The 25,444-nt window shown below is 46.1% G+C and carries 16 protein-coding genes and 1 tRNA gene; 13 read left to right on the top strand and 4 right to left on the bottom strand.

The features are described 5' to 3' along the window. Nucleotides 1–346 precede the first annotated feature (346 nt). Nucleotides 347–2,815 carry a glycosyl hydrolase family 18 protein gene (locus MHI32_RS24850; protein ID WP_340011161.1) on the bottom strand — a complete coding sequence of 823 codons (2,469 nt, stop codon included), beginning with the start codon at nucleotides 2,813–2,815 and terminating at the stop codon, nucleotides 347–349. Between the two features lie 60 nt (nucleotides 2,816–2,875). Then, on the bottom strand, nucleotides 2,876–4,837 hold the full coding sequence (locus tag MHI32_RS24845) for a glycosyl hydrolase family 18 protein (RefSeq protein WP_340011159.1): 1,962 nt from the start codon (nucleotides 4,835–4,837) through the stop codon (nucleotides 2,876–2,878). 601 nt (nucleotides 4,838–5,438) lie between these two features. On the opposite strand from MHI32_RS24845, the gene MHI32_RS24840 reads away from it, so the two are divergent. The 4 genes from MHI32_RS24840 to MHI32_RS24825 all read left to right on the top strand — a co-directional run bounded on the left by MHI32_RS24840 (nucleotide 5,439) and on the right by MHI32_RS24825 (nucleotide 8,358). Beyond that, the gene (locus MHI32_RS24840; RefSeq protein ID WP_076129202.1) at nucleotides 5,439–5,873 is read left to right on the top strand and encodes an NfeD family protein; all 435 of its coding nucleotides are present in this window, start codon (nucleotides 5,439–5,441) and stop codon (nucleotides 5,871–5,873) included. Beyond that, on the top strand, nucleotides 5,873–6,808 hold the full coding sequence (locus MHI32_RS24835; RefSeq protein ID WP_076129203.1) for an SPFH domain-containing protein: 936 nt from the start codon (nucleotides 5,873–5,875) through the stop codon (nucleotides 6,806–6,808). Before MHI32_RS24840 ends, MHI32_RS24835 begins: the two co-directional genes overlap by 1 nt. Before the next feature lie 102 nt (nucleotides 6,809–6,910). Next, nucleotides 6,911–7,366: a cupin domain-containing protein gene (locus MHI32_RS24830; RefSeq protein ID WP_036686965.1), complete on the top strand. Its 456-nt coding sequence runs from the start codon at nucleotides 6,911–6,913 to the stop codon at nucleotides 7,364–7,366. A 155-nt stretch (nucleotides 7,367–7,521) separates the two neighbouring features. Continuing rightward, nucleotides 7,522–8,358: an aldo/keto reductase gene (locus MHI32_RS24825; protein WP_036686969.1), complete on the top strand. Its 837-nt coding sequence runs from the start codon at nucleotides 7,522–7,524 to the stop codon at nucleotides 8,356–8,358. Between the two features lie 113 nt (nucleotides 8,359–8,471). On the opposite strand, the gene asnB is transcribed toward MHI32_RS24825, so the two are convergent. After that, nucleotides 8,472–10,316 carry an asparagine synthase (glutamine-hydrolyzing) gene (gene asnB, locus MHI32_RS24820; RefSeq protein ID WP_339188283.1) on the bottom strand — a complete coding sequence of 615 codons (1,845 nt, stop codon included), beginning with the start codon at nucleotides 10,314–10,316 and terminating at the stop codon, nucleotides 8,472–8,474. Nucleotides 10,317–10,460: 144 nt separating this feature from the next. Between asnB and MHI32_RS24815 the strand changes: the two genes are divergently transcribed. Further along, nucleotides 10,461–10,817 carry a hypothetical protein gene (locus tag MHI32_RS24815; RefSeq protein WP_036686975.1) on the top strand — a complete coding sequence of 119 codons (357 nt, stop codon included), beginning with the start codon at nucleotides 10,461–10,463 and terminating at the stop codon, nucleotides 10,815–10,817. A gap of 209 nt (nucleotides 10,818–11,026) precedes the next feature. After that, nucleotides 11,027–11,100: transfer RNA gene (locus MHI32_RS24810), tRNA-Arg, on the top strand. Between the two features lie 1,957 nt (nucleotides 11,101–13,057). On the opposite strand, the gene MHI32_RS24805 is transcribed toward MHI32_RS24810, so the two are convergent. Next, the gene (locus MHI32_RS24805; protein ID WP_340011155.1) at nucleotides 13,058–13,966 is read right to left on the bottom strand and encodes a serine hydrolase; all 909 of its coding nucleotides are present in this window, start codon (nucleotides 13,964–13,966) and stop codon (nucleotides 13,058–13,060) included. A 444-nt stretch (nucleotides 13,967–14,410) separates the two neighbouring features. Between MHI32_RS24805 and MHI32_RS24800 the strand changes: the two genes are divergently transcribed. The 7 genes from MHI32_RS24800 to MHI32_RS24770 all read left to right on the top strand — a co-directional run bounded on the left by MHI32_RS24800 (nucleotide 14,411) and on the right by MHI32_RS24770 (nucleotide 25,432). After that, the gene (locus tag MHI32_RS24800; RefSeq protein ID WP_076142395.1) at nucleotides 14,411–15,424 is read left to right on the top strand and encodes a LacI family DNA-binding transcriptional regulator; all 1,014 of its coding nucleotides are present in this window, start codon (nucleotides 14,411–14,413) and stop codon (nucleotides 15,422–15,424) included. Between the two features lie 24 nt (nucleotides 15,425–15,448). Beyond that, the gene (locus MHI32_RS24795; protein WP_076195222.1) at nucleotides 15,449–16,198 is read left to right on the top strand and encodes an alpha/beta hydrolase family protein; all 750 of its coding nucleotides are present in this window, start codon (nucleotides 15,449–15,451) and stop codon (nucleotides 16,196–16,198) included. A gap of 62 nt (nucleotides 16,199–16,260) precedes the next feature. Then, a complete protein-coding gene (locus MHI32_RS24790; RefSeq protein WP_036687012.1) occupies nucleotides 16,261–17,184 on the top strand; it encodes an ABC transporter permease subunit in 924 nt (307 codons plus the stop codon). Nucleotides 17,185–17,201: 17 nt separating this feature from the next. Next, nucleotides 17,202–18,101, top strand: coding sequence for a carbohydrate ABC transporter permease (locus MHI32_RS24785; protein WP_036686985.1), 900 nt, complete (start codon nucleotides 17,202–17,204; stop codon nucleotides 18,099–18,101). A 57-nt stretch (nucleotides 18,102–18,158) separates the two neighbouring features. Next, nucleotides 18,159–19,763 (top strand): extracellular solute-binding protein, encoded by a 1,605-nt coding sequence (locus MHI32_RS24780; protein ID WP_076129208.1) that lies wholly within the window; start codon nucleotides 18,159–18,161, stop codon nucleotides 19,761–19,763. Nucleotides 19,764–19,872: 109 nt separating this feature from the next. Continuing rightward, nucleotides 19,873–22,041, top strand: coding sequence for a beta-glucosidase BglX (gene bglX / locus MHI32_RS24775; RefSeq protein ID WP_076281897.1), 2,169 nt, complete (start codon nucleotides 19,873–19,875; stop codon nucleotides 22,039–22,041). Between the two features lie 46 nt (nucleotides 22,042–22,087). Beyond that, nucleotides 22,088–25,432 carry a cellobiose phosphorylase gene (locus tag MHI32_RS24770; protein WP_248549557.1) on the top strand — a complete coding sequence of 1,115 codons (3,345 nt, stop codon included), beginning with the start codon at nucleotides 22,088–22,090 and terminating at the stop codon, nucleotides 25,430–25,432. The last annotated feature ends 12 nt before the right edge of the window (nucleotides 25,433–25,444 follow it).

The raw sequence follows: 25,444 nt of genomic DNA, 5'->3' as shown, positions 1-25,444 counted from the left end.
GGGCACCCCCGTTTTTTATTCCTTTCCCTTAAACAAAGCATCAAACTTCGTTCGATTCTAGCACATTTACCCGTATGAAGCGGCTACCCGGACACAGCTGACCTTAAACGCAGCTATATCCGATAATTGAGATTCTAATGGACCCCAAAGTCGCTATGGGCACGAAAAACACCCCAAAAGAAGCATTTCATAAGGAATAGGAGCACTGGAGTCCGAAACACAGCTCCAAAGGCTTGAAATTTGTAAATAACGTCAACTGGGTCCGTAACGTAAGCCCCAGAGAATGAGTATGACTCTGCACTAATAATGGGATGTTCTCCTTGTTGGAATCAAGGAGAGCACCGGATTATATCAGCTTCCAAAGAGCAGGTGTGGAAGCTGGCTCCCACCCCTGAAGTGAAGTGTGAGGCTGCAAGCAGGTATACGTTTTTCCACTGTAGGCAACGACATCACCTACTTTATAGGCAACTCCTGTTACCCAGCTAGACCCTCCCGAAGTAGGTGTAGCAGTCGGTAATGGAGTTTGCGTGGGTGTTACGGTTGCGGTGGGCGTTGGTGCCACCGTAGGCGCTGGAGTAACGGTTGCAGTAGGCGTCGGTGCCACCGTAGGTGTCGAAGTCGGTGTTACTGTTGGAGCTACAGTTGCCGTTGGTGTTGACGTTGCTGTTCCACACACGCTGATGTATTTCCAGACACCGTCCGGTCCGCTAAGATCGGGACGGTCTCCCTGTGTCCACCACTTGGCTTCATAGAGTGAGCCGCTGTAGGAAACGCGTTGTCCGCCAGTATATGCGGTTGCCGCATTCCAGGTCGCTGCCGAACATTGTCCCGGCGTAGGAGTAGGTGTTGGCGCTACAGTTGGCGTTGGCGTCACGGTTGCCGTCGGAGTCGGTGTTGTTGTAGGTGTTGCCGTTGGTGTTGCCGTTGGTGTTGCTGTTGGTGTAGTCGTCGGTGTCGGTGTCGGTGTCGGTGTCGGTGTCGGTGATGCAGACGGTGTTGGCGTAGGTGTAATGCCTCCGTACAGTTTATCGTATTCCTGTTGGGACGAGTTTCCGTTCAGGGTGATTCGCTGTGGACCGCCTGAAAAGTTCAGCTTCATCATACCCGGAATTTCAAGTGAAGCTCCATTCGCAATAGTTTGAGTAGCTGTACCTGTAATACGGTAGCGGTTGAAATCCCAGGCCGTGGAGATTTGCTCAACGCTACCGGCTCCCCATGCCGAGGTTAGGGTTGTAGTTGTTGGCAGGTCGAACTCCAGCTTCCAGCCACCGGAAATATCTGTGCCGGTATTGTTCGTTATTTTTAATGAATAGGTATAGTTCGGATGATCATAGGCGCCGCTGAAGCTGAGGTTGAAGTTTTTAGGTTCAGGCAACTGCGGCTTAGGAGCTCCGCCCGGCGGCGAGGCTGTCTTCAGCTGATCATAGGCAAAATCGGTCAGAGAATTGCCATACGTATAAGTGCCATCGCTCTGCTCAGAGTAATCGCCCGTTAGTTCCCAGAACATCATACCTCCCAAGCCTTTTTGCTTGATGTAATCCAGCTTGTAGCCAAGAGATTCCTTATCTTCATACGTAAGAAAAATCTTCTTGTCTGCATTGAATAAGTACGGTGTTTTGGTAACAGGATCGAAGTAACGCTTATTCGCTGGATCTTTGAGCAGATTTAGCACATGCCAGATCGGATTTGCACCAGCAGGCTGCTCTGGTGCGGGATCATTCCAGATCCCGTATTGGCCATCTGCTCCCCCACCGGTTGTCGGAGCTGTGCCGTAAAGGCCGGTATTGTTGATGCCTCCATTCACATTTTTCCAGCCTCGTGAATAATAAGGAACTCCGATCACGATTTTTTCCGGAGGAAGCGTTCCAAGATAGTATCGGACCGCCCAGTCGGTATTCAGAACCGGAGTACCCAGCGCAGCAGTTTCAGTATCGCGGGAATCCGGGTACAGTGCAGAATGCGGCCCTACATATCCATTCCAAGCCCCATGGAAATCATAGGTCATAAGGTTCGCCCAGTCTAAATACTGATTGGCTTCCCCAAGCTTCATGCCCCCAAGAATCCAGGAAGAGGCGGTGGCCGCAATGGTCAGGTCATATTTCTGATTGTCTTGTGAACCTGCCAGATCGAGCTTTTCGCGAAGTTTTTTCATAAGAAGAACATAGTTGTTGTAATTTACGGTACGCAGCGGTTCTGCCACGGCAAAATCGTTAGGATTACCGGACTGCCCAGTGCCAGAAGGGTACTCCCAATCGATGTCTACTCCGTTGAACTGATAGGTACGCAGAAAATCCACAACACTATTGGCAAAAGCTTCTCGCCCGGCTTCTGAATTCGCCATGTTGAAGAACCCTCCGGAACCCGACCAGCCGCCAACAGAAATCAGGGTGCGGACATCAGGATAGAGCTGTTTGTACTTAACCAGTTGGTTAAAATGCCCCTTAAAAGGCAGGGTGGTCAGCTGACCGGGATAGTCTTTTTCGATTGCAGCTGTACGGTCCATGAGATCAATCTTGTTCGTTTGAGGATTTACCTTGGCGAAGGCGTAGTTAATATGGGTAATTTTATCCCACGGAATCTTGTCTACGGTGTAAAATCCTTTGTTCTCCTGATCGCCCCACTCTGGGAAGTAAGCAACGATTTTACGAGGGTGATCAGCTGCTGGAGCGGGAGCGGAAGGTGTTGTTTCCGCGGCATGGGCCACTGGTAAGGATGCACCTGTCCCGGTGTAAAGTGGAACCAGAACGATTAGGCTCATTAGCGCAGCAAGGTAACTTATGGATATTTTGCGCTTAGCACGTGCTTTTGCAATCATATTTAATATACCTCCAAAGGGGGATAATGTTATTTCAGGAACGATGCTTCCTGCAAGTCTTTAATTGAGCTTCCATAGCGCAGGTGTGGTGGCTGGCTCCCAGCCCTGAAGTGAAGTGTGGGGCTGCAAGCAGGTATATGTTTTTCCGTTGTAAGCGACGACATCACCTGTTTTGTACGCAACGCCTGTTCCCCAGCTAGACCCTTCCGAAGTAGGCGTAGCGGTAGGTAAAGGAGTTTGTGTAGGTGCAACGGTTGCAGTTGGCGTTGGCGCTAAAGTAGGCGTAGGTGCAACGGTTGCGGTAGGCGTTGGTGCTACCGTAGGTGTTAAAGTTGGGGCCACAGTTGCAGTTGGTGTTGGTGTCGCTGTTCCGCATACGCTGATGAATTTCCAGACCCCATCAGTTCCGCTAAGATCAGGACGATCCCCTTGCGTCCACCATTTGGCTTCATAGACTGAGCCATTGTAGGAGACACGCTGTCCGCCAGTGTATACGGTTGTTGCACCCCAGGTCGCTGCAGAACATTGTCCCGGTGTAGGCGTTGGGGTTGGCGTCACGGTTGCAGTTGGCGTTGGTGTTGGTGTTGCAGTTGGAGTTGCAGTAGGTGTAGCGGTTGCAGTTGGTGTAGGTGTTGGTGATGTGGATGGTGTCGGTGTCGGCTGCACCACTCCGCCACCAAGATCGGCGTTTAGTTTATTGGTTAGTGTTTTGTTCCGGTCACCACTTGTTTCCCAGAACATAGCACCTGCAAGACCCTTGGACTTCAGGTAGCTGATCTTGTGGCCAAAGGATTCTACGTCGTCATAGCTGATAAAGGTTTGATTTGTTGGATTATAGAGATAAGGCACTTTGGATGTATCATTCCAATAGCGGATATAACCGTTTTTGTTGATATAATTGGCTTCGAGATCATAGAAATCATAGCTGCCTTTTTCCCATGTACCCGTTGGTGAGATGCCAGCGGACATCTGATATTGGCCGTTTCCTGAAGCAGGAGCTCCGCCCCAACCACGACCGTAATAAGCCATGCCAAGTACAAGCTTGTTCGCAGGTACACCATTCGCAAGATAGGAGGTTACCGCTTTATCGATGTTAAAATTTTGCGGTTCGGTTAAGCCCGAAGCGGAAGCTGCGGGATCATAGTACAACGGAGCATTATGTCCGGTGGTGGTGTTCCAGCTCCCATTAAAGTCATAGGTCATAATATTGATCCAGTCGACAACGGAAGCAATGCCGGCCAGATTATTATTGTTGATATACGTTGGGCCTGCCCCGGAAGCAATGGTCAGCAGATAGGTTTTTCCATCCGCCGCGCCGGCTGTATTCAGCTTTTCGCGAACTTTTTGCAGCAGCAGTACATAGTTTTCTTTATCTTCAGGACGGTAGCTATTGCCTGCGAGTCCACCACTTACTGGATATTCCCAGTCGAGATCCACGCCGTCCATCTTGTATTTTCGAATAAAATCAACCGCGGAATTGGCAAAAACCTCACGGGTCGCAGCTGTCGCAGCTACATCCGAGAAACGGTTCGACCAGGTCCAGCCTCCAACGGAGATTAGGGTCTTCAGGTTCGGGTTCTTTTCCTTCAGCTTCCATAGCTGCTTCAGGTTACCTTTGATGGGATCATCCCATTTGTCATCCCCGAAGCTTTTTCCAGTGTCAATCCACGGGTCACCAAGAACAATCGTACCGTTCGGAACGCTGATGGCTTGGCCTTGCTCATTCTGGCAAGACCAGGTCACCGGATTAGGGCCGGTGGGGTCGGGATTGCCATGGATTCCATTCCAACAAATATCCGCAAAAGCGTAGTTAATGACATTCATTTTGGTAGGATCGATATCAGTTACATTGTAAGAACGCCCGTAAGCGGCCCATGAAGCGTAATAACCAACCAGTTTGTAATCCTGTGCGGCGTTGGCTATTTTGGGACTGCCGCCCAGGGTGGAAAAGAGTGTCAGAACAAGCGCGGCGATCATCGCAATTGCAAAGGTTTTGCGTGAAGCTTTTTTCGTGAAGATCATTGAATTTCTACCTCCTAGATTCAAAGTGTAGTTCGAAATTCTTTTCGGCAAGATGTCCTGACCTTCACCTCCCGTCGGTTGTAGTGCACCATCACCCTTGGCGTTTCTATCATTCTATTGAAGATCAATTCGTAGATTCAGCAGCAAAAAAGCAGCGGTCCAAATCAAGCCTTACCCAATCAGTAAGCGCTTTCTTTTATGCTTTTTGTGTGCTGCTGTTTCATGGATTTTTAAAGATGTAACATGCTGTGTATGGTTTGAATGAATAGAGGAGGATGTTTGGAAGTTGGATAATTAGGATGAATTAGATATAAATGGGTGATGGTAACTCTTATTCTCAAGCATAGCTTGCAATTGCGCTAGGGATAAAATCAGGTGATATAGGGGGACAATTTTCTAATTTATAGTGACTCTTCAAAAAGTGAACCCTTTTGGATTTGTATACTCGCTTTTATCAAGAAACTCATGAAGAAACACATAACCACCGATGTAATGAATATAAATCATATACATGCCTGAGATATTTTTTTATGGAACTATGCAACGCATCGATGTTTCTTTTCGTTATAGTAGTATCATACGGAAGGTGGTGGGCTCACCGATGGTTGTGTGGGTGTTTTGGCTGATCGCAGCCGGTGTCCTGTTTGTTGTTGAGATGATGACGCTTACTTTTTATTTATTGTGGCTTAGTATTGGTGCTTTGGCCGCAGGTTTGGTGTCGCTGATTGTTCCCGAAGCCATTTTGTTTCAGGTGGTCCTTGGATCACTGGTCGCACTTGGTCTGACTATATTCTCGAAACCACTGGTTTCTAGATTTCGCCATTCACGTGGGTTCAAGGATACAGGTACAGAAATCATCGGTAGGCAAGGAGTAGTTGTTGAGCCGATAGAGCAGGGACGTTACGGGCAAGTGAAGGTAGGCGGAGATACGTGGAGCGCGAGCTCTGATCAGAATCTGGGCAAGGATGAGGTTGTAAGAGTAGTGAAAAGAGGCACGACGATTATCGAAGTAGAACGATGGGGGGAAATGAACTAATGCAATGGGCAATTATCGCAATTATTATTGTAGTGGTCGTAGTTTTTGTGGCATTAACAGTCAAAATCGTACCACAGCAACGGGTAGGCGTAGTGGAAAGGCTCGGTAAATTTAATCGTCTGCTGACACCGGGGTTGAACATTCTGATTCCTGTAATTGATCAGGTGCGCACGTACCATGATTTACGGATTCAACAAGCGAATGTACCTCCGCAAACGGTAATTACAAAGGATAACGTGCAGGTGCAGATTGATACGATTATTTTCTACCAGGTGGTTGGACCAGAGGAAGCTACTTATGGTATTTCTGATTATGTGTATGGGGTAAGAAACATTTCGACGGCAACAATGCGGCAAATCATCGGTAAGCTGGAATTGGATGAGACCTTGTCTGGACGGGAAAAGATTTCGACGGACATCCGTCTTGCTCTCGATGAAGCTACTGAGAAGTGGGGCGTACGGATCGAGCGTGTGGAAGTTATCGATATCAAACCGCCATTGGATATTCAGGAAGCGATGGATAAGCAGATGAAAGCAGAGCGGAGCAAACGTGCCATTGTTTTGGAGGCGGAAGCTGCCAAGCAGGATATGATCCTACGCGCTGAAGGGGATAAACAAAGTAAGATTCTAAAAGCAGAAGGCGATAAAGAAGCGCGTATCCGTCAAGCAGAGGGTTCTCGCCAGGCGCAAGAGCTGGAAGCACACGGTGAGGCTAAAGCGATTCAAGCCGTGGCAGAAGCAGAAAAATCACGCATTGAGCTGATTCGTTCGGCAGGTCTGGATGAGCATGTTCTGGCTTATCGTTCCTTCGAGGCTCTGGCTGAGATTGCCAAAGGTCCTGCTAATAAAGTGTTCTTGCCAACAAGCGCTGTTGAAACGCTGGGAAGTCTTGGAGCGATTGCAGAAGTCTTCAAAGCGAGCAAGGACAGTAAATAGATTTTACAATTCGAGCTTATTCCGTTAAAGTAAAAAGCAAAAACAACCTTATGCATACGAAGCTATTGTTGTTCATGCTAACTTTGAAGGAGAGAAGCTACTGTGACGCAAAAAGAAATTTCACCGCTAGTTGAACTGCTTGGATTACAGCCTCACGTTGAGGGTGGTTGGTACAAAAGACTTTGGAATTCGGAATTTGAAATTTCGCAGGAAGTGTTAGGCGATAGCTATTCTGGATCACGTCATTCGGCATCTTCAATTTATTTTTTACTTCACGAAGGCGAACAATCTGATTGGCATACTGTATTGTCCGATGAAGTTTGGTTGTGGCATTCCGGTAGTCCAATCGTGCTAAGTCTCGGAGGTAATGGAGATAAGCCTGAGGATGTGCAGGAAGTTATTCTGGGCCTCGATATTGCTGCAGGCCAGCAGCCACAAGTGGTTGTTCCAGCGGGAGTATGGCAAGCTGCGCGCTCGTTAGGCAAAGAGCCGACGCTGGTATCCTGTATTGTTTCTCCTGAATTCCATTTTGATGATTTCAAACTAATTGAGAAATAAAGAAGAGCGGGGGCGCTTACGCCTCCGTTTTTTTATAAGGATTTGGGGAATGATGAAGCCATCTGCTATACTTTTTATGGTAGCGTTTGCTTCTTAAGTGGATAAATAGGTTAAGTATGTTTAACGAAATAACAATAAGCTTGGAGGGTTAAGCGATGAGTGAATTAAATGCACCGTTCTCGGGTGGTCCTACTTTAAATGACGGGGTGACCATGCCGTGGCTGGGTCTTGGCGTGTATAAGACTAAAGATGGCGAAGAGGTTATTCATGCGGTCAAAACCGCAGTGGAATTAGGATATCGCAGTATTGATACGGCAGCCGGATACAATAACGAAGAAGGCGTAGGACAAGCTATTCGTGATTGTGGAGTGGCCCGGGATGAGTTGTTTATTACGACTAAAGTACGAAATCCTGATCAAGGTTATGAGTCTACGCTAAAAGCGTTCGAGGATAGCCGGCGCAAGCTGGGTCTGGACTATCTAGATCTGTATCTCATACACTGGCCGGTGGCAGGAAAATATCGTGAGACATGGAAGGCCTTAATTCATCTGCAAAAAGAAGGCCTCATCAAATCTATCGGCGTGAGCAATTTTCAGGTTCATCATCTGAAAGATATCATCGAGGATACCGGAGTGGTGCCTGTGGTGAATCAGGTGGAATTCCATCCGCTGTTGACTCAGCGCGAGCTGCTGAAATATGCCAATGAACAGGGCATTCAGCTTGAAGCATGGAGTCCATTAATGCAGGGGAATCTTGATCTACCGCTCTTAAAAGAGTTGGCTGAGAAGTATGGCAAGACCCCTGCTCAAATTGTACTTCGCTGGGATTTGCAGCAAGGTGTCATTACGATACCTAAATCCGTACATGCGGATCGAATCAAGGAGAATGCGGGATTCTTTGACTTTACGCTTAGTGATGAGGATGTCAAAGCTATCGAGGGCTTGAACAAAGACCATCGATTTGGCCCGGACCCGGACAACTTTAACTTTTAAAGATCGTTCAGATAAGATCGTAGAGTAATCATTGCAAATACAAGCCAAACAGCAAGCCACCGGATACGGGGACTTGCTGTTTGGCTTGTCGATTACCTCAGTTCTCTACGCGCTTATTGGATGGAGACGTTATATTTACGCAGCCAGAGATCCACTTGGGCGAGGTAAGCAAACAGCTGAGGACCGGACATGAGCTGGCCGAACCAAGGCAGATTGGTTGAGGATTCTGGGGAAGCGGCGATCTCACGGATTTTGGCAGCATTAATTAGCGGAAGTAGGGGTGAAGTGGAGTCATCCAGAATGTTTAATACCTGAGTTCGTACCGCATTTAAATAGGCAGGATTATGAGTTTTGGGGTAAGGGCTTTTTTTGCGGTAGAGCACATCGTCTGGAAGAATGCCTTCAAGAGATTTACGCAAAATCCCTTTTTCACGGCCCCCCAGATTCTTGATTTCCCACGGAATATTAAATACATATTGAACGAGTCGGTGATCACAATAAGGAACACGTACCTCTAGCCCTGCGCCCATGCTCATTCGGTCTTTACGGTCTAGTAGAGTAGGCATGAAGCGGGTGATATTCAGATAGGACATTACGCGCATTTGTGCTTGTTTTCCTGTTTCTCCATCCAATTTCGGAACTTCAGCCACCGCATCACTATATCTGTCACCCAAATATTCCAGTGGACGAATCCACTCGTTAATTTCTGGGGAAAGTAGACTTGCACGCATTTTCGGAGCAACTGACCAAGGAAAAGTGCCTGAGGAGAGCATTTCCTCACGGTGGAACCAAGGGTATCCGCCAAAAATCTCATCCGCCGCTTCACCGGAAATAGCTACTGTCGCGTTCTTTTTAATCTCCCGGCAAAATAAGTACAAAGAAGAGTCCACATCGGTCATCCCTGGTAAATCCCTAGTGTACAATGCATTATCCAGCGCTTCTACAAGCTCCGGGGTATCGAACGAGATGTAGTGGTGGTTTGTATTCAATTCATCGACCATTCGTTTAATCCACGGCCCATCTGCTCCCGGCTGGAAAGTATGACTTTTGAAATGTTTGTCGTTATCTACATAGTCTACGGAATAAGTATCCACTTGTCCCTGACCATTCCGGTTGTAGTAATCCACTGCAAGTGCCGTCAGCGCACTGGAATCCAGCCCTCCCGACAAAAGAGAGCAAACAGGGACGTCTGAGACCAGTTGGCGTTCGAGTGTATCTTGGAGCAGTTCACGCACCTTAGCGGCTGTCTCTGCTTCATTGTCAGTATGCTTTGCGCTCTCCAGCTTCCAATAGGCATAACTGCGCAGACCTTCACGGCTATAGATCATAGCATGACCTGGACGAAGCTCTTGCATATCCTTATAAACACCATGACCCGGTGTACGCGCTGGACCGATGATGAAGATTTCTGCGAGACCTTCAGGACCGACGATTGGTTGTACCTTGGGATGCTGTAGTAACGCTTTAGGCTCTGAGCCAAAAACCAGGACATCATCAACCTTGCTGTAGAACAGGGGTTTCACACCTAAACGGTCACGTGCAAAAAAGACTTGGTCCCGAAGACCGTCCCATACTGCAAAAGCAAAGATTCCATTGAGCTTCTCTGCGCAATCCGGCCCCCATTCGATATAGGAATGCAGAAGCACTTCTGTATCGCACTGGGTGCGGAATTGATGCCCTCGCTGCTTAAGTTCCTGTTTGAGTTCGAGGGCGTTATATAATTCGCCGTTGTAAACAATCGCGTATACCTGTTCCTCATGGCGGGTGATCATGGGCTGGGCACCGTTCTCCGGATCGATAACGCTAAGTCTGCGGTGACCGAAAGCACAGGGGCCTGAGATCCAGGTTCCGGCTGCATCGGGGCCGCGGTTTGCTAAAGTTTCAGTCATTTTGACCAGCAGCTGCGAGTGCTGAGTGAGATCTCCGCGCCACTGGATAAATCCGGTTATTCCGCACATGATGGTTCATCCTCTCTTTTGTGCGATTGTTGTCCTTACTTTTTTGCCAAGTAATACAGATATATGCCGAAGGAAGGCATAAAATGTATGTCCTTATCCGAACACTAGGGGAGAGGGGAATTTGCCAGGAGGGAAGGATGACAGGTGTATTATATTAAAGACGCCAAAATTCGCAGAATGATGGAGTACGATGGTGCGCCTTGTGCAGAAGTGGGTGTTTTGCCGGGTGCTGTTAGTGATCCTGCGCTTTTGGTGTATATCGTTGAGGATCGGCGTGAAGAAGGATATGAGATTGTCCGTATTCTGACTAATGATGCTGATACCTCCACCGATTGGTTTGATAACAATATGCATGACGCTTTTCAAGATGTGACCTCAAGTGCATTTACAGGCAGTAACTTCATGTCGCCAGAAGATGAGCATTCCAAGTTTCAACGAGAATTACTCACTTTTGGGGATTTAAAAAAGCAGCTGGAGAAGCGTTTTCGAAAGCTGGAGTAAATATCGAAGGTTTGTAAAACGCACACTGGAATGGCTGAAAAGGACGGCAGAAATGCCGTTTTTTTCATTTCCTGTGGTTACGCTGATGTGTGAAAAAGCTGCACCGGAAACACTTTTATTATTTTTCTAAGTTGTTTTGACTTGAAAAATCCGCTGAATAAGGTATAATAAATATCGTTGCGTCAATACATAGTATTTATTTCTTATATGTCCCGGTAGCTCAGCTGGATAGAGCATGCGCCTTCTAAGCGCACGGTCAGGGGTTCGAATCCCTTCCGGGACGTCAATTAACAGCCTTCCTTCGGGAAGGCTGTTTTTGCGTGCGCGAGTTTTAGTTCGAGGTCACACACGGGGTGCTTTGTCTTCCTTCTTGATCTAAACGTCGAAATTCGAGTCATCGTTGAACATTAAACTTCCAGCATCTAGCCCGCATTTGTACATACGCAGCAACTATCGGACCCAGATGACCTTAAATGCTGAGAAATGCGGAATTTGCGATGTTATCAGACTCCATCGTCACTATTGATGCCAAACGTGCCCCAAATGAGCTACTTTCTCAAGAATAGCTGCTGTGGAGTTCGAAACGTTGCTCAAAAGGCGATAAAAGAGTAAATAACATCATCTGAGTCCGCAAGCATCCTCGGTCTGAGTAATGCTGGTTACTTGGTGTGTTGAGCTGCTAACCATCATTGAACATCAAACTTCGAGCGACTAGATCACATTTGCACATACGCAGCAGCTATCGGACCCAGAGGACCTTAAATGCTGAAAAGTGCCACATTTGCGATGTCATCGGACTCCATCGTCGCTATTGGTGCCAAACGTGCCCCAAATGAGCCACTTTCTCAGGAATAGCTGCACTGGAGTCCGAAACGTTGCTCAAAAGGCGATAAAAGAGTAAATAACGTTATCTGAGTCCGCGTGCCTCCTCAGCCTCAGAAAGTAATGGTTACTTGGTGTGATGAGTTACTTATTTTGCACATACGCAGCAGCTATCGGACCCAGATGACCTTAAATGCTGAAAAGTGCCACATTTGCGATGTTATCGGACTCCATCGTCACTATTGATGCCAAACGTGCCCCAAATGAGCTACTTTCTCAGGAATAGCTGCACTGGAGTCCGAAACGTTGCTCAAAAGGCGATAAAAGAGTAAATAACGTCATCTGAGTCCGCGTGCCTCCTCAGTCTAAGTAATGCTGGTTACTTGGTGTTGTGGATCTATTGGTGTTGACTGCATGGCGTGTTTGGCGTTGGGGACTTACGGTTTGAGCATTTATTGGTGTGAACGCTTGGGCGTGTTTAGTTACTTATCATCTGTTTAGTTACTTAAATTGTACACACGCAGCAGCTATCGGACCCAGAGGACCTTAAATGCTGAAAAGTGCGGGATTTGCGATGTCATCGGACTCCATCGTCGCAATTGGTGCCAAACGTGCCCCAAAAGAGCCGCTTTCTCAAGAATAGCTGCTGTGGAGTCCGAAACGTTGCTCAAAAGGCGATAAATGAGTAAATAACGTCATCTGAGTCCGCGAGCCTCCTCGGTCTCAGAAAGAAAGTGCTGATTACTTGTTGATGAGTTACTTATTTTGCACATACGCAGCAGCTATCGGACCCAGAGGACCTTAAATGCTGAAAAGTGCGGGATTTGCGATGTTATCGGACTCCATCGTCGCTATTGGTGCCAAACGTGCCCCAAATGAGCTACTTTCTCAGCAATAGCTGCGCTGGAGTCCGAAACGTTGCTCGTAAGGCGATAAAAGAGAAAATAACGTCATCTGAGTCCGCAAGCCTCCTCAGTCTAAGTATTGCTGGTTACTTGGTGTGATGAGCTACTTGTAGGCGGTGGGGACTTACGGTTTGAGCATTTATTGGTGTGAACGCTTGGGCGTGTTTAGTTACTTTTCATCTGTTGAGTTACTTATTTTGTACATGCGCAACAACTATCGGACCCAGAGGACCTTAAATGCTGAAAAGTGCGGGATTTGCGATGTCATCGGACTCCATCGTCGCTATTGGTGCCAAAACGTGCCCCAAATGAGCCACTTTCTCAGGAATAGCTGCGCTGGAGTCCGAAACGTTGCTCAAAAGGCGATAAAAGAGTAAATAACGTCACCTGAGTCCGCAAGCCTCCTCAGCCTGAGACAGCGCTGGTTACTTGGCGGTGTTAAGTACTAATCGCCGAAGAATGTAAATTACCCATTATGCGCACGCTAACCTCAAGTCATAAAAAAGACCGCTCCTAAAGAAGCGGCCAGATTTCCTCCCAGACGGTATCCAGGATTCCCTGCATGTTATCTTCCATGCTGTTAATTGCAATGACTGCTTGAGCGTCCGGCACCACAAGACAGAATTGTCCATGAGCGCCATCGGCACGGTAAGCGTCGTGGGAGCAGAGCCAGAATTGACAGCCGTATCCTTCTCCCCAGTCGCCGTTTCCATCATTATCGATCTGTTTTTGTGTAACAAAATCGATCCATGCTGCGGGAATTAGTTGCTGGCCCTGCCACTTTCCTTGCTGTAAAAGCAGCTGTCCAAACCGGCTTAACTCTTCCGTGTTAATCTGAAGTCCGGCACAGCCAAGGGTTACCCCTTGAGGTGTTGTTTCCCAATCGACATTGTTTATGCCCAGAGGTGCAAACAAACGAGGTACCAGATAATCCTTTACGGTTTGCCCGACGCGGGCTTGCACCATTGCAGAGATCATAATGGTATCTCCGCTGCTGTATGTAAATTTCTCTCCGGGAGCTCTGTCTAAAGTCAGAGCCAAATAATGCTGCACCCAATTTTTATCCTTCAAGGCTAATCTCTCTTCAGCCCAAAATGGAGGGGAGTCGTGCCCTGTACTCATTCGCAGCAAATCGAACAAAGTTATATCCCCGGGCTGCATGGATGGAGGTGTTGGTTTAAGAGGAGAGGCATACTCCGGAAAAACATCTCTAAGCGTTGTTTCCAGTGTCAGCTTCCCTTCATCAATGGCAAAACCTACTGCCATACAAGTAAAAGACTTGCTGACGGAATGCTGCAAGCGCCGAATATCCTCCGTGAGATCCAGTTTTCCCACAAGGTTTCCGTTTTGAAGCACACGAACATTGAAAATATTCAGGTTTCGTTCACGAACCTTAGCTGCGAATGGAGCCATGTTCAACATAAAAAGAGTCCTTCTTTCTCTTGATATTCCTAGCTAGGATAGCGAAGTGACAAAAAGAAAAACTAGAAAAATGAGTGGAAACGTTTTCTGTTATTGCGATAAAAATCGCTAAATTGATGGTATTCCATTCTTATTTTAAAGTCAATAAAACAAGGAAAACTATTGTTTGATATATAAATACCAATTATTTCTAATTTGTAGATTGAATAACTATAGACTCATTGTAATTTTAACCAAATAAAAAGTGATGAATCACAATTTTTTTTGTCTTTTTAGTTGACTTATAAAAATTACCTGTTCATAATGGACGAAGTAAGCGAAAAAAACGCGCTAAGGACTCAAAATGATGTCGTGGGAAACGTTTCCCATCATTTCATGCGTTTCCACAACCTGATTTTCATCGGGTGAAGGGGGGACTCATCATAGGAGTGGAGCAAGGTAAATATGAATATCAAAGATATTGCAAGGCTATCAGGCGTGGGTATCGCCACAGTCTCCAGAGTAATCAATAATAGCGGTGTTGTAAGCGATACAACTAGAGCTAAAGTGATGGCGGTTGTTAGAGAACATAACTATATTCCAAACGGTAATGCGAGCAACTTGAAAAAAACGCGATCCAATACCATAGCGCTAATGGTAAAAGGGATCTCAAACCCGTTTTTTGCCGACATGATCAAAGAAGTTGAACGCCAGGTGAACCTGCGGGGATGTCCGCTAATGATCCAGCATGTAGAAGATGGAGTAGACGAGATCGATATCGCTCTACAGCTTGTAAAAGAAAAAAATCTATATGGCGTAATTTTTATGGGCGGAACGTATGATCACTCCGAAGATAAATTCAAACAATTAAAAATTCCATTTGTTCTGACTACCATTACGACTACAAAAGAAGTCGATCCTGCTGTTTTTTCAAGCGTGATCATTGATGATCTTCAGGAATCTTATAAGGCTGTCAGCTATTTAATCTCATTAGGACATCGCAATATCTGTTTTTTGGCCAGATTTCCTCTGGTGCAAAATACAACAGGTAACCGGCGGCTTATGGGATATATCAAGGCGCTTGAGGAGCATGGAATTGAGTACGACCCTTCAATGGTAGAGGACTGTGAATATAGTCCAAGCTCTGGCTTTACAGCTACCAAACGTCTGCTCAATAAGAAAAAAGATATCACTGCTGTTTTTGCTGCATCAGATACGATTGCCATTGGGGCGGCTAAGGCGTTATTGTCCTTGGGCTTATCAATTCCAAATGATGTTTCGATCATCGGATTCGACGGGATTGAAATGGCAGAATATTATCATCCATCTCTGGATACGATCAGCCAACCCGGAGTGGATATGGCGAAGGCCAGTGTTGAAATTTTGTTTGACCTGATCACAGGTGATTCGCAAAACAAACATATGGTATTCGAATCCGTACTGGTTAAGCGGGGATCTTGCAAGAAAATAAACAAATGAATAAGAACGAAAAGGAGATAACTCATGGCATTATTAACAGTTGAGACAGGCTCTCCTACCTTGAGAATGACAACGACCATCAGTATTATCTCCCCCGTCGATTCAGGCAACATGTCTGGAGGAACGCTCTACCTGCTGCATGGTGCTGGTGATAACGCCAGTACTTGGCACAGGATGACTACTATTGAGCAGTATGCAAGTCAATATGGTTGTACAGTCATAATGCCCCAAGTAAACAGGAGCTACTATACAGACATGGAGTACGGACTGGATTACTTCCACTATGTGACCCATGAGCTTCCCGAGCTTTGTGGCCGAATGATGAGGTTGGATGATAATCCGCAGAAGACGTATATCGCTGGTTTATCGATGGGCGGGTATGGCGCTCTGAAATGTGGACTTACCTATCCCGAGCGTTACAGCAAAGTGGTTTCGTTATCAGGAGTTACCGATCTCCAGAAACGATTAAACGATCCGCAAATGTCCAAGGACATGGCGAGGGAGATGGCGGGTACTTTTGGAAAACGCTTACAAATTAAGCCGGATCAGGATCTGTACGCTTTAGCCGCTAAATTGGTCGACGATAAACGTAACCTGCCTTCGATTCTGACTTGCTGTGGTTCGGAAGATCCGTTTGTGGAGATGAATCGGGAATTCGCAGCTTACCTAGAGACGACCCCTTATGAATTTCAGTATGTTGAGACCCCTGGAACTCATGAATGGCGATTCTGGGAGGAACATCTGAAGACAACCTTTGATTTCTTGTACAACTAAAAGACATAAGCAGAGTGAGGAGATGCAAATTGAAATCCGAAGTTGCAATACCGGCTAAAAAAATGAACGACAGCAGATTCCAACTGTTCCTAAGGGAAGTCTGGAAGAACAGAATGGTCTATACTCTGGTGCTTCCTGGACTAGTGTGGCTTTTCCTATTCGCTTATCTGCCGATGGGTGGTCTATCTCTGGCTTTTAAAGATTTTAAAGCGAATTTAGGAATTTGGGGCAGCCCATGGAGCGGATTCGAGAATTTCACCTATGTATTCCGTGACCCGGCTTTTATTGACGCCGTATGGAGAACGTTAACCATTAACATCGGTAAGCTGATTATTCAGTTCCCTTTTCCAATCATATTGGCATTGCTGCTGAATGAACTGCGCATGAATCGTTACAAAAAAGCTTTACAGACGGTGTTCACATTTCCGAACTTCCTGTCATGGATCGTAGTATCCGGGGTTGTTATCAATGTGCTTTCCTATGATGGTCTGGTTAACAGCCTCATTCAAATGTTTGGCGGGACAGGCATTAACTTCCTGGGTTCTGAAAAAATGTTCGTTCCGATGTTGTATCTTACGGATATCTGGAAATCAGCAGGTTGGGGCGCCATTATCTTTATGGCCGCTATCTCTGGTATTGATACAGACCAATATGAATCCGCACAGATTGATGGTGCTACACGCTTGCAGCAAATGTTCCGCATTACTCTGCCTAACATTCTTCCGACGATTACGATTATGTTTATCCTTTCTGTCGGTGGCCTGATGTCATCTGGATTTGACCAAATCTTTAACTTGAGCAACGCTGCAACGAAAAACGTCTCGGAAGTACTAGATGTGTATATCTACCGAATCACGTTCCAGTCTTCAACAGACTTTTCATTCTCCACTGCAGTCAGTTTGTTCCGTTCACTTGTTAATATGATTCTGCTGATTCTGGCAGACAGAGCTGCCAAACTTATGGGCGGAGACGGTTTATTCCGGTAAGAAAGGAGTGCAAATGTATGAGTAAAAAAAAGCTGACCATTATGCAAGACCATAAAAAAATGACTGCTATGGATTATGTGATTTTCGTAATTCTGAGTGTAGGCGCTTTGGCCATTCTTATTCCATTCTGGAATGTCATTATGATTTCTTTTTCTACGCAAAAAGAATACGCTGATAACCCTATGATGTTATTTCCGAAGAACCCAACACTGGAATCCTATCGGGCACTCTTTGCTGATGGGCGGATCGGGACAGGGTATTGGAATACCTTTAAGATCTTAATCTTAGGACTACCGCTTAGCTTGTTCTTAACGACAAGTATGGCTTACGGCCTTAGCCGCAATAAATTCCCGGGTAAAAAGCTGATTTTTATGCTTGTCCTGTTCACAATGATTTTTAATGGCGGGATTGTACCTTTGTACCTGGTGATGAAGGATCTGCATCTGACAGGCAACCTTTGGTCAGTTATTCTGGCTGGAAGCTTCAGTGCGTTTAACCTGATTCTGATGTCGAACTATTTTAGCAGTCTGCCTGAGTCCCTGATGGAATCTGCGCGACTTGATGGTGCTGGGGAATGGAGAATCCTGTTCTCTGTAGTCCTGCCATTATCTGCTCCAATCGTAGCTACCATCACATTGTTCTACGGAGTAGCCTTCTGGAATGGATGGTATGACGCCATGATCTTCCTGCGGAAAGCGGATCAGATGCCACTGCAGAACGTGTTGCGATCTATCATTATGGAAGCCCAAGTGAATGCATCGAATGCCACAAGTGTTGACGCAGTGGGTAAGCAATCATTCTCTATGGGTATGAAAATGGCGGCAGTATTCGTTACCATGGTTCCTATTATGTGTTTCTTCCCAATGCTCCAAAAGCACTTTGCCAAAGGGGTACTTACAGGGGCTATCAAGACCTAGTGGTTTATGATTTATCCATATAAAAGAGGGTCAGTCACACAATTTAAGGAGGACAAAATGAATATTTTAAAAAGAAAATCTGTAAAGTCAATCCTTGCCGGTGTTTTATGTCTTACTCCAATCATGTTGGCAGCATGCTCAAGCTCAGACAACAATGCTAATAGCGGAAATTCAGGCAATCCAACAGATGGATATAAAGATGAGTTGAAGATTTCGTTAGCCAGTACCATTAAGACAACAGAATCTGATTTTGATAACGTGTATCATAAATATTTTACGGATAAGTTCAATATTAAATGGGATTACAACTATATTGAATGGGATTCATGGGCTGAGAAGCTTCGCCTATGGATTAACTCTGGAGATCTTCCTGACGTAGCAAGCTGGAACTATGTTCACGGTGATGCGCTTAATTACATTGATCAAGGGCTGCTGTACAAGCTGCCAGATGACTGGAAAGAACGCTGGCCGAATGTGGCAGCCGCTTATAAGCTGACAGGACTTGGCGATGAATTGGAGAAAGCGGTAGGTGGCACTTATGTTCTGCCAAGACCGGTATACTTTGAGAACAAGCCGGCAGATCCGCTCATTAACCAAATCGGAGTAATTGCTCTGCGTTCTGACTGGGCTAAAGCCGTTGGTTTTGAATTGAAGGATGCTTACACTACTACAGAACTGATGGAATTTGCTAGATTGCTTAAAGAGAAAGACCCTGGCAAGGTAGGAGATAAACTCATTCCTATTTCTTATGACATCAACGATGCTTTGACTAATATTGTAATGGCTAATAGCGTGCATTCCAGAGTAGAGTCAGCATTCTATAAAGATGCAGATGGCAAATACCAATGGGGTCCAGCCAACGATGAAACGTTAGCGGCACTGAAAGAACTTCAAACTACTTATAAAGAAGGATTACTGCACCCTGAGTTTTATACTTGGAAAAATGGTGAATCTGGCCAAAAGTTCACAGTTAACGGTGTTTCCGGTATTACGAGTCTAGGTGGTTTGGCTTCTTACAGAAAAGACATGGACGTTAAAATGAAAGATAACCTAGGTGTAAATAGTGATGACCTAGTACACACAGCTATTGTACTTGGCGATGACGGTAAATATCGTAACCTTGATCAAGTTAACTTCTGGTCTGCTGTAATCTTCTCGCCAGATATTAGCAAAGAGAAATTTGAACGGATTATGGACTTCATGGAATATACAACAAGTAAAGAAGGTCAATTGACTGTTAACTTGGGCTTTGAAGGAACAGACTGGAAAAAAGGCGAAAATGGCGAATTAATCAGCCTACTCCCTGAAGGAACAACATTGGATAAGAAATATCCGAACCGTTTTGAAGGACTGTATGTCTTGGCGGATGACTTTAGTGTCGTGAACCCTGCGATCAAAAAAGAATATCGCGATCGTTCTGTAGAACTGTTCAAGGAAAAAGCTGAGCTTGCGTTAAAAGACAAAGCAACGGCTGAATATGACTGGGACTACCAGTTGTATGATTCCAAGGCTAAAAATCAGGCTTCCTTTGACTATGCTACAGAATACACTAACCTGATTTTGAAACCAGGCGATCTAGAGGCGAACTGGAAAGAATGGGTTAAGAGCAAACAATCCCTCGTTCAGCCGGTTCTAGATGAACTAAACAATCTAAAAAAATAGCTTTCGCCCTATGCATGTAGGAATGAACCTACAGGACCCGCGTGCAATTCTTGCACACGGGTTTTTCCATTCATAGGCATCGGCAGAATTGAACAATGGAGGATTTGAAATGAATGAGCAGCAACTGACTACCTTGTTGAACCAGATGACGCTTGAAGAAAAGATTGCACAATTGCAGCAGCTAGCCGCTAATTTCTATGAAGGGGCAGAGGATGGAGGACAAATCACTGGCCCTATGGCATCCATGGGAATTACGGACCACATGATCGAGAGCAGCGGCTCTGTACTTGGTCTATCAGGTGCAGCGCAAGTCATTGCGGTTCAGGAAGCCCATTTACGCAAAAATAGATTGGGCATTCCCTTGCTGATGATGGCGGATATTGTGCATGGCTTCAAGACGATTTTTCCGGTCCCGCTGGCAATTGGCTGCTCTTGGGATATGGATCGCGCAGAGCTGAGCGCCGAGATTGCGGCTAAAGAAGCGGCAGTCTCCGGTGTGCACGTTACTTATGCGCCAATGGCGGATCTTGTACGGGACCCACGTTGGGGAAGAGTAATGGAATCTACAGGAGAAGATCCATATTTGAATGGTAGGTTTGCCCGTGCGTTTGTGCGCGGATTTCAAGGAAGCGACTTGACTGGTGATGTAGATCGTCTGGCGGCTTGTATTAAGCACTTTGCTGCCTATGGTCTATCCGAAGGCGGTCGTGATTATAATACGGTGGATTTATCGGAACGGCAGCTGCGTGAATATTATCTGCCGGCCTATCGTGCAGCACTGGATGAAGGTGCAGAGATGGTCATGACTTCATTTAATACGATTGATGGGATTCCGATAAGCGGCAACGTCAAGCTGCTTCGCCAGCTGCTTCGTGAGGAATGGGGATTTGATGGCGTATTGATTTCGGATTGGGGTGCAGTGAAGGAACTGATCCCACATGGTGTCGCCGAGGATGAGGCTGAGGCAGCACTTAAAGCCATCAAAGCTGGTGTAGACATCGAGATGATGACGGCTTGTTACGTTCATCAGCTTCCGGCGCTTGTTGCAGATGGACAAGTAGATGAGAAGATTATTGATGAAGCTGTGCTTCGTATTTTGAAATTGAAGCAAAGATTGGGCTTGTTCGAGCATCCGTTCCGCGGAGCTGACGTCGAGAAAGAGCGTGAGGTAATCTTCTGTGAAGATCATCGAAATGCGGCGCGTGAGTTGGCGGCTAAATCCTGCGTACTGCTCAAGAATGATCAGGTTCTGCCGCTTGCTGCAGAGCAACGGATTGCGCTAATTGGACCGTTTGCTACTAGCGGAGATATTCTTGGACCGTGGTCGTGGTTGGGTTCAACGGAAGAGGCAAGCCGTCTTGCACCAGCACTTCAAGCTCGCGCAGGTGCGGGTAAGATTACTGTTGCAGAAGGTTCTGGAGTCGATAGCTTTACAGAGGAACAGTGGCTGGAGGCGGAAGCGGCTGCTAAGCAAGCTGATGTGATTGTACTGGCGCTTGGTGAACATTCAGAGATGAGTGGAGAAGCGGGCAGCCGTTCAGATATCCGTTTGCCGGAAGCGCAGCTTGAGCTTTTACAACGTCTGAAACAGCTGAATAAGCCTATCGTGGTGGTGTTGTTTAATGGACGTCCACTAGACTTGGCCGGTGTGTACGAGCATGCAGATGCCATTCTGGAAGCTTGGTTCCCGGGCAGTGAAGGCGGAGCGGCAATTGCCAGTCTACTTTATGGAGATGAGAATCCTTCAGGAAGATTAACGATGTCTTTCCCGGTATCCGTTGGGCAGATTCCAGTCTATTACAATCATTTCAACACTGGACGCCCACTTCATGCTCCGGGTGCCGACAAACGTTATGTCTCGCAATATCTGGACATTCCTAATGAACCGCTTTTGCCATTTGGTTTTGGACTGAGCTATACGACATTTAGCTATAGTGAACCAATTCTGTCCGGTGATATCATGACTGAAAATCAGCCTATTGAAATAAAAGTTACGGTGACCAATACTGGAGAAGTGGATGGGGAAGAGGTAGTGCAGCTGTATATCCGAGACATTTCCGGAGAGGTCGTCAGACCAATGAAGGAACTGAAGGATTTTGCCAAAATCAACCTCTCACCAGGGGAAAGTCGTGAAGTGACCTTTACACTTACCGAACAGCAGCTTCGTTACTATCATAGCGATCTAAGCTTTAGCAGCGATCCGGGACGATTTAAATTATTCGTCGGTTCGAACAGCAATGAGGTTAAAGAACGGGATTTTTGCTTAACATTAGCATAAGTAGAATATATACGGCAGTAACGCCGTAATGGAGGAAGTGTATAATATGACTACTAATTTGAATACTAACATCCGTTTAAACGCCGGGGATCTATCCTTCACTTTTACAAACAGCGGGGACTTGTTCCAAGTCCTCTACGAACGGACAATGATCAATCAATTGCTGCCAAGCATTGTGGATGGTTCATTATCCAATCTATATTTGCGAGTGCACAATGATGGAAACATTCAAGCCATTCCTTTGCTGGGCATTCATTCTTCAAGCACTGTACGTAAGGCTGGAAACCGTTTGGTTTGGGAAGGTACTGCGGAAAATATTGAATATCAAGTTATTTTCACCCCTACTGCAGGAGGAGCTTGGTTCTGGGATGTGAAGCTTACTGGACAAAATGCAGAGGTAGATCTTGTGTACGGACAGGATGTAGGGATTGCTGATATCGCCGCTGTCCGCAGTAATGAAGCTTACCTGTCACAGTATATCGATCATGCGGTATTTGAGGATCAATCCAACGGGTACGTTGTTTGCTCTAGACAGAATCAGCCGCAGGGCGGGAAATTCCCATATCTGCAACAGGGTTCACTTACCAAGGCAACAAGCTTCTCAACAGACGGTTTTCAATTCTTTGGACTGTCCTATAAAGAAACCAACCAACCAGAGAGCTTGGGTCGTGAGCAATTAAGTAATGAGATCTATCAATATGAATTCGCATATACTGCGCTGCAATCGGAACGGGTGAAGCTGAGCGGGGAAACACGGTTTGTGTTCTACGGATTGTTTAAGCAAGATCATCCAGAAGCGATCACTGCGCTAGAATTTGCTAATGATATTGCTGCGGCTTGGGATGCTGTTAAAGATTTACCTTTAGAAGCTGAAGCAGCACTTGAACGTTCTTTCTTCTCGAAGGAGCTGGGAGCACCGCTGGCTGCAGATTCGCTGACAGAGAAAGAGATCGGGGTCTTGTTTCCGGTTCGTTATCAGGAGGAGAGAGAAGGAGACACACTACTTTCCTTTTTCACGGAGAATTATGAGCACGTAGTTTTAAAAGAGAAAGAAATGCGCGTAGAACGGCCACACGGCCATATCCTGATGAGTGGGGATAACGCTCGACTTAATGATAAGGTCATCACAACAACTTCTTATATGTACGGGATCTTTAACTCCCAAGTGGTAATTGGAAATACCAATTTCAACAAGCTAATGTCCAATCCAAGAAATGCGCTTAACATTCCAAAAGCTTCAGGACAACGCATTTATGTAGAGTGGAACGGTGAATATCGTTTGCTGACCATGCCTTCTCTATTTGAGGTTGGTTTCAACTATGCTCGTTGGTATTACAGAACAGATGGTGAATGCTTCATTATTACGAACTACACCACCGAAGATTCGCCGGAGATATTCCTGAATGTGCGTTCGGAAAGCGGACGAGCTTATCGTTATTTAGTCACTAATCAAATCACCATGAACGTTAATGAATACGAGCTTCCATATCAATCTAAGCAAGAAGGTGGAGCAGTAATCTTCTCGGCTGACAGAAGCGCACTAAGTGCTGGTGAATATCCTGACTTACAGTATAAATTACAGGTACAGGGTGCGGAGTTAACTCTGCAGGATGAAGGTAGACTTGTCTCTCCTGTTCAACCAACTGAAGCGCCGTTAGCAGTTTTAGAGCTGTCTGCCAGCAGTGAATGGACCTTGAATATTCAAGGCCTTCTGGATGGTAAGTCACTTGCTCCAAGAAATCGTTCAGCTGAGGAAGAAATTTCTGCTTATCGCGCGTTTTATGCTGGTGTGATGAATGGCTTCCGCCTGACGCTTGGGGACGGAACAGAAGGTGAACTGTTTAAGGTTAACGCTCTGACTTGGTGGTACACACATAACATGCTGGTTCACTATTCGGTTCCACATGGTTTAGAGCAATATGGTGGCGCTGCTTGGGGAACCCGGGATGTATGTCAGGGACCTGTGGAATATTTCATGGCTACGCAAAAATACGAACAGGTTCGTGAAATTTTGCTGACGCTGTACAGTCATCAATATGAAGATGATGGCAACTGGCCACAGTGGTTCATGTTTGATAAATACACGAAGATACAACAAGAAGAAAGTCATGGAGATATTATTGTATGGCCGCTTAAGGTGCTTGGAGACTACTTGGCAGTAACTCAGGATTACAGCATCTTGGGAGCAACAGTACCGTATACCCGTAAGCACAGCTTTGACTTTACAGAAGAAAAGGCGACGTTGCTGGATCACGCACGGAAGGAAATTGCTTATATTAAGGATCATTTCCTGCATGACACACATCTGTCTTCTTACGGTGATGGAGACTGGGATGATACGCTCCAACCTGCAAATCCACAGCTGAAGCAGTATATGGTCAGCAGCTGGACAGTGGCACTTACCTATCAGACACTTAATCAGTTCTCAGAGGTGCTTCGTTCAGTTGATCAAGCTGAGGCAGAGGAACTGAAGGCGATGGTGGAAGGGATCCGTAAGGATTTCCATACTCATATGCTTCAATCCGAAGTGATTCCTGGCTTCCTGTATATGGAAGACCCTGAGCAAATTAAACTTATGGTGCACCCAAGTGACACAGAAACAGGTATTCAGTACCGTCTGCTGCCTATGACGCGCAGTATGATCAGTGAGCTGCTTACTCCGGAACAGGCCGAAGCACACTATGATGTCATTCAGGATAAACTATTCTGCCCTGATGGTGTGCGTCTGATGAATCGTCCAGCTCAATATGTTGGCGGGGTCAGCACTCATTTCAAACGTGCGGAGCAAGCGGCTAACTTTGGCCGGGAAATTGGACTTCAGTATGTGCATGCACATATCCGTTATGTAGAGGCTATGGCCAAGCTCGGTAAAACCGATCAGGTCTGGAAGGGTCTGGCAGCGATTAATCCGATCGGAATCCGCGATGTGGTGCCAAACGCTGAACTACGTCAAGCTAACTCCTATTTCAGTAGCTCGGATGGTAAATTTAACACCCGTTATGAGGCACAGGAGAATTTCGATAAACTGCGCAATGGTGACGTAGCTGTTAAAGGTGGCTGGAGAATCTATTCCAGCGGTCCTGGGATCTATATGAACCAGTTAATCTCGAATGCACTGGGGATCCGTACGGAAGGTGGAGACTTAATTGTTGACCCTATTCTGCCGGAATCGCTGGATGGAATGCACTTTAGCTTTGAATATGCAGGCACTAAGGTAGACTTTATCTATCACCTTACAGGTCGTGAGATTAGTCAAATTACTATCAATGGTACGGAAGTGCAAACAGAAGGTACACCTAACCGCTATCGTAGTGGTGGTGTTCGCATCAAACGTGCGGACTTTGATCGTCTCAGCACGGAAGCTGGAAATGTGATAGAGATTTATAAGTAACATTATATATAG

The sequence above is a fragment of the Paenibacillus sp. FSL H7-0690 genome, from assembly GCF_037980415.1.
Taxonomy (GTDB): domain Bacteria; phylum Bacillota; class Bacilli; order Paenibacillales; family Paenibacillaceae; genus Paenibacillus_AQ; species Paenibacillus_AQ odorifer.
This window is presented reverse-complemented; position numbering and strand designations above follow the sequence as displayed.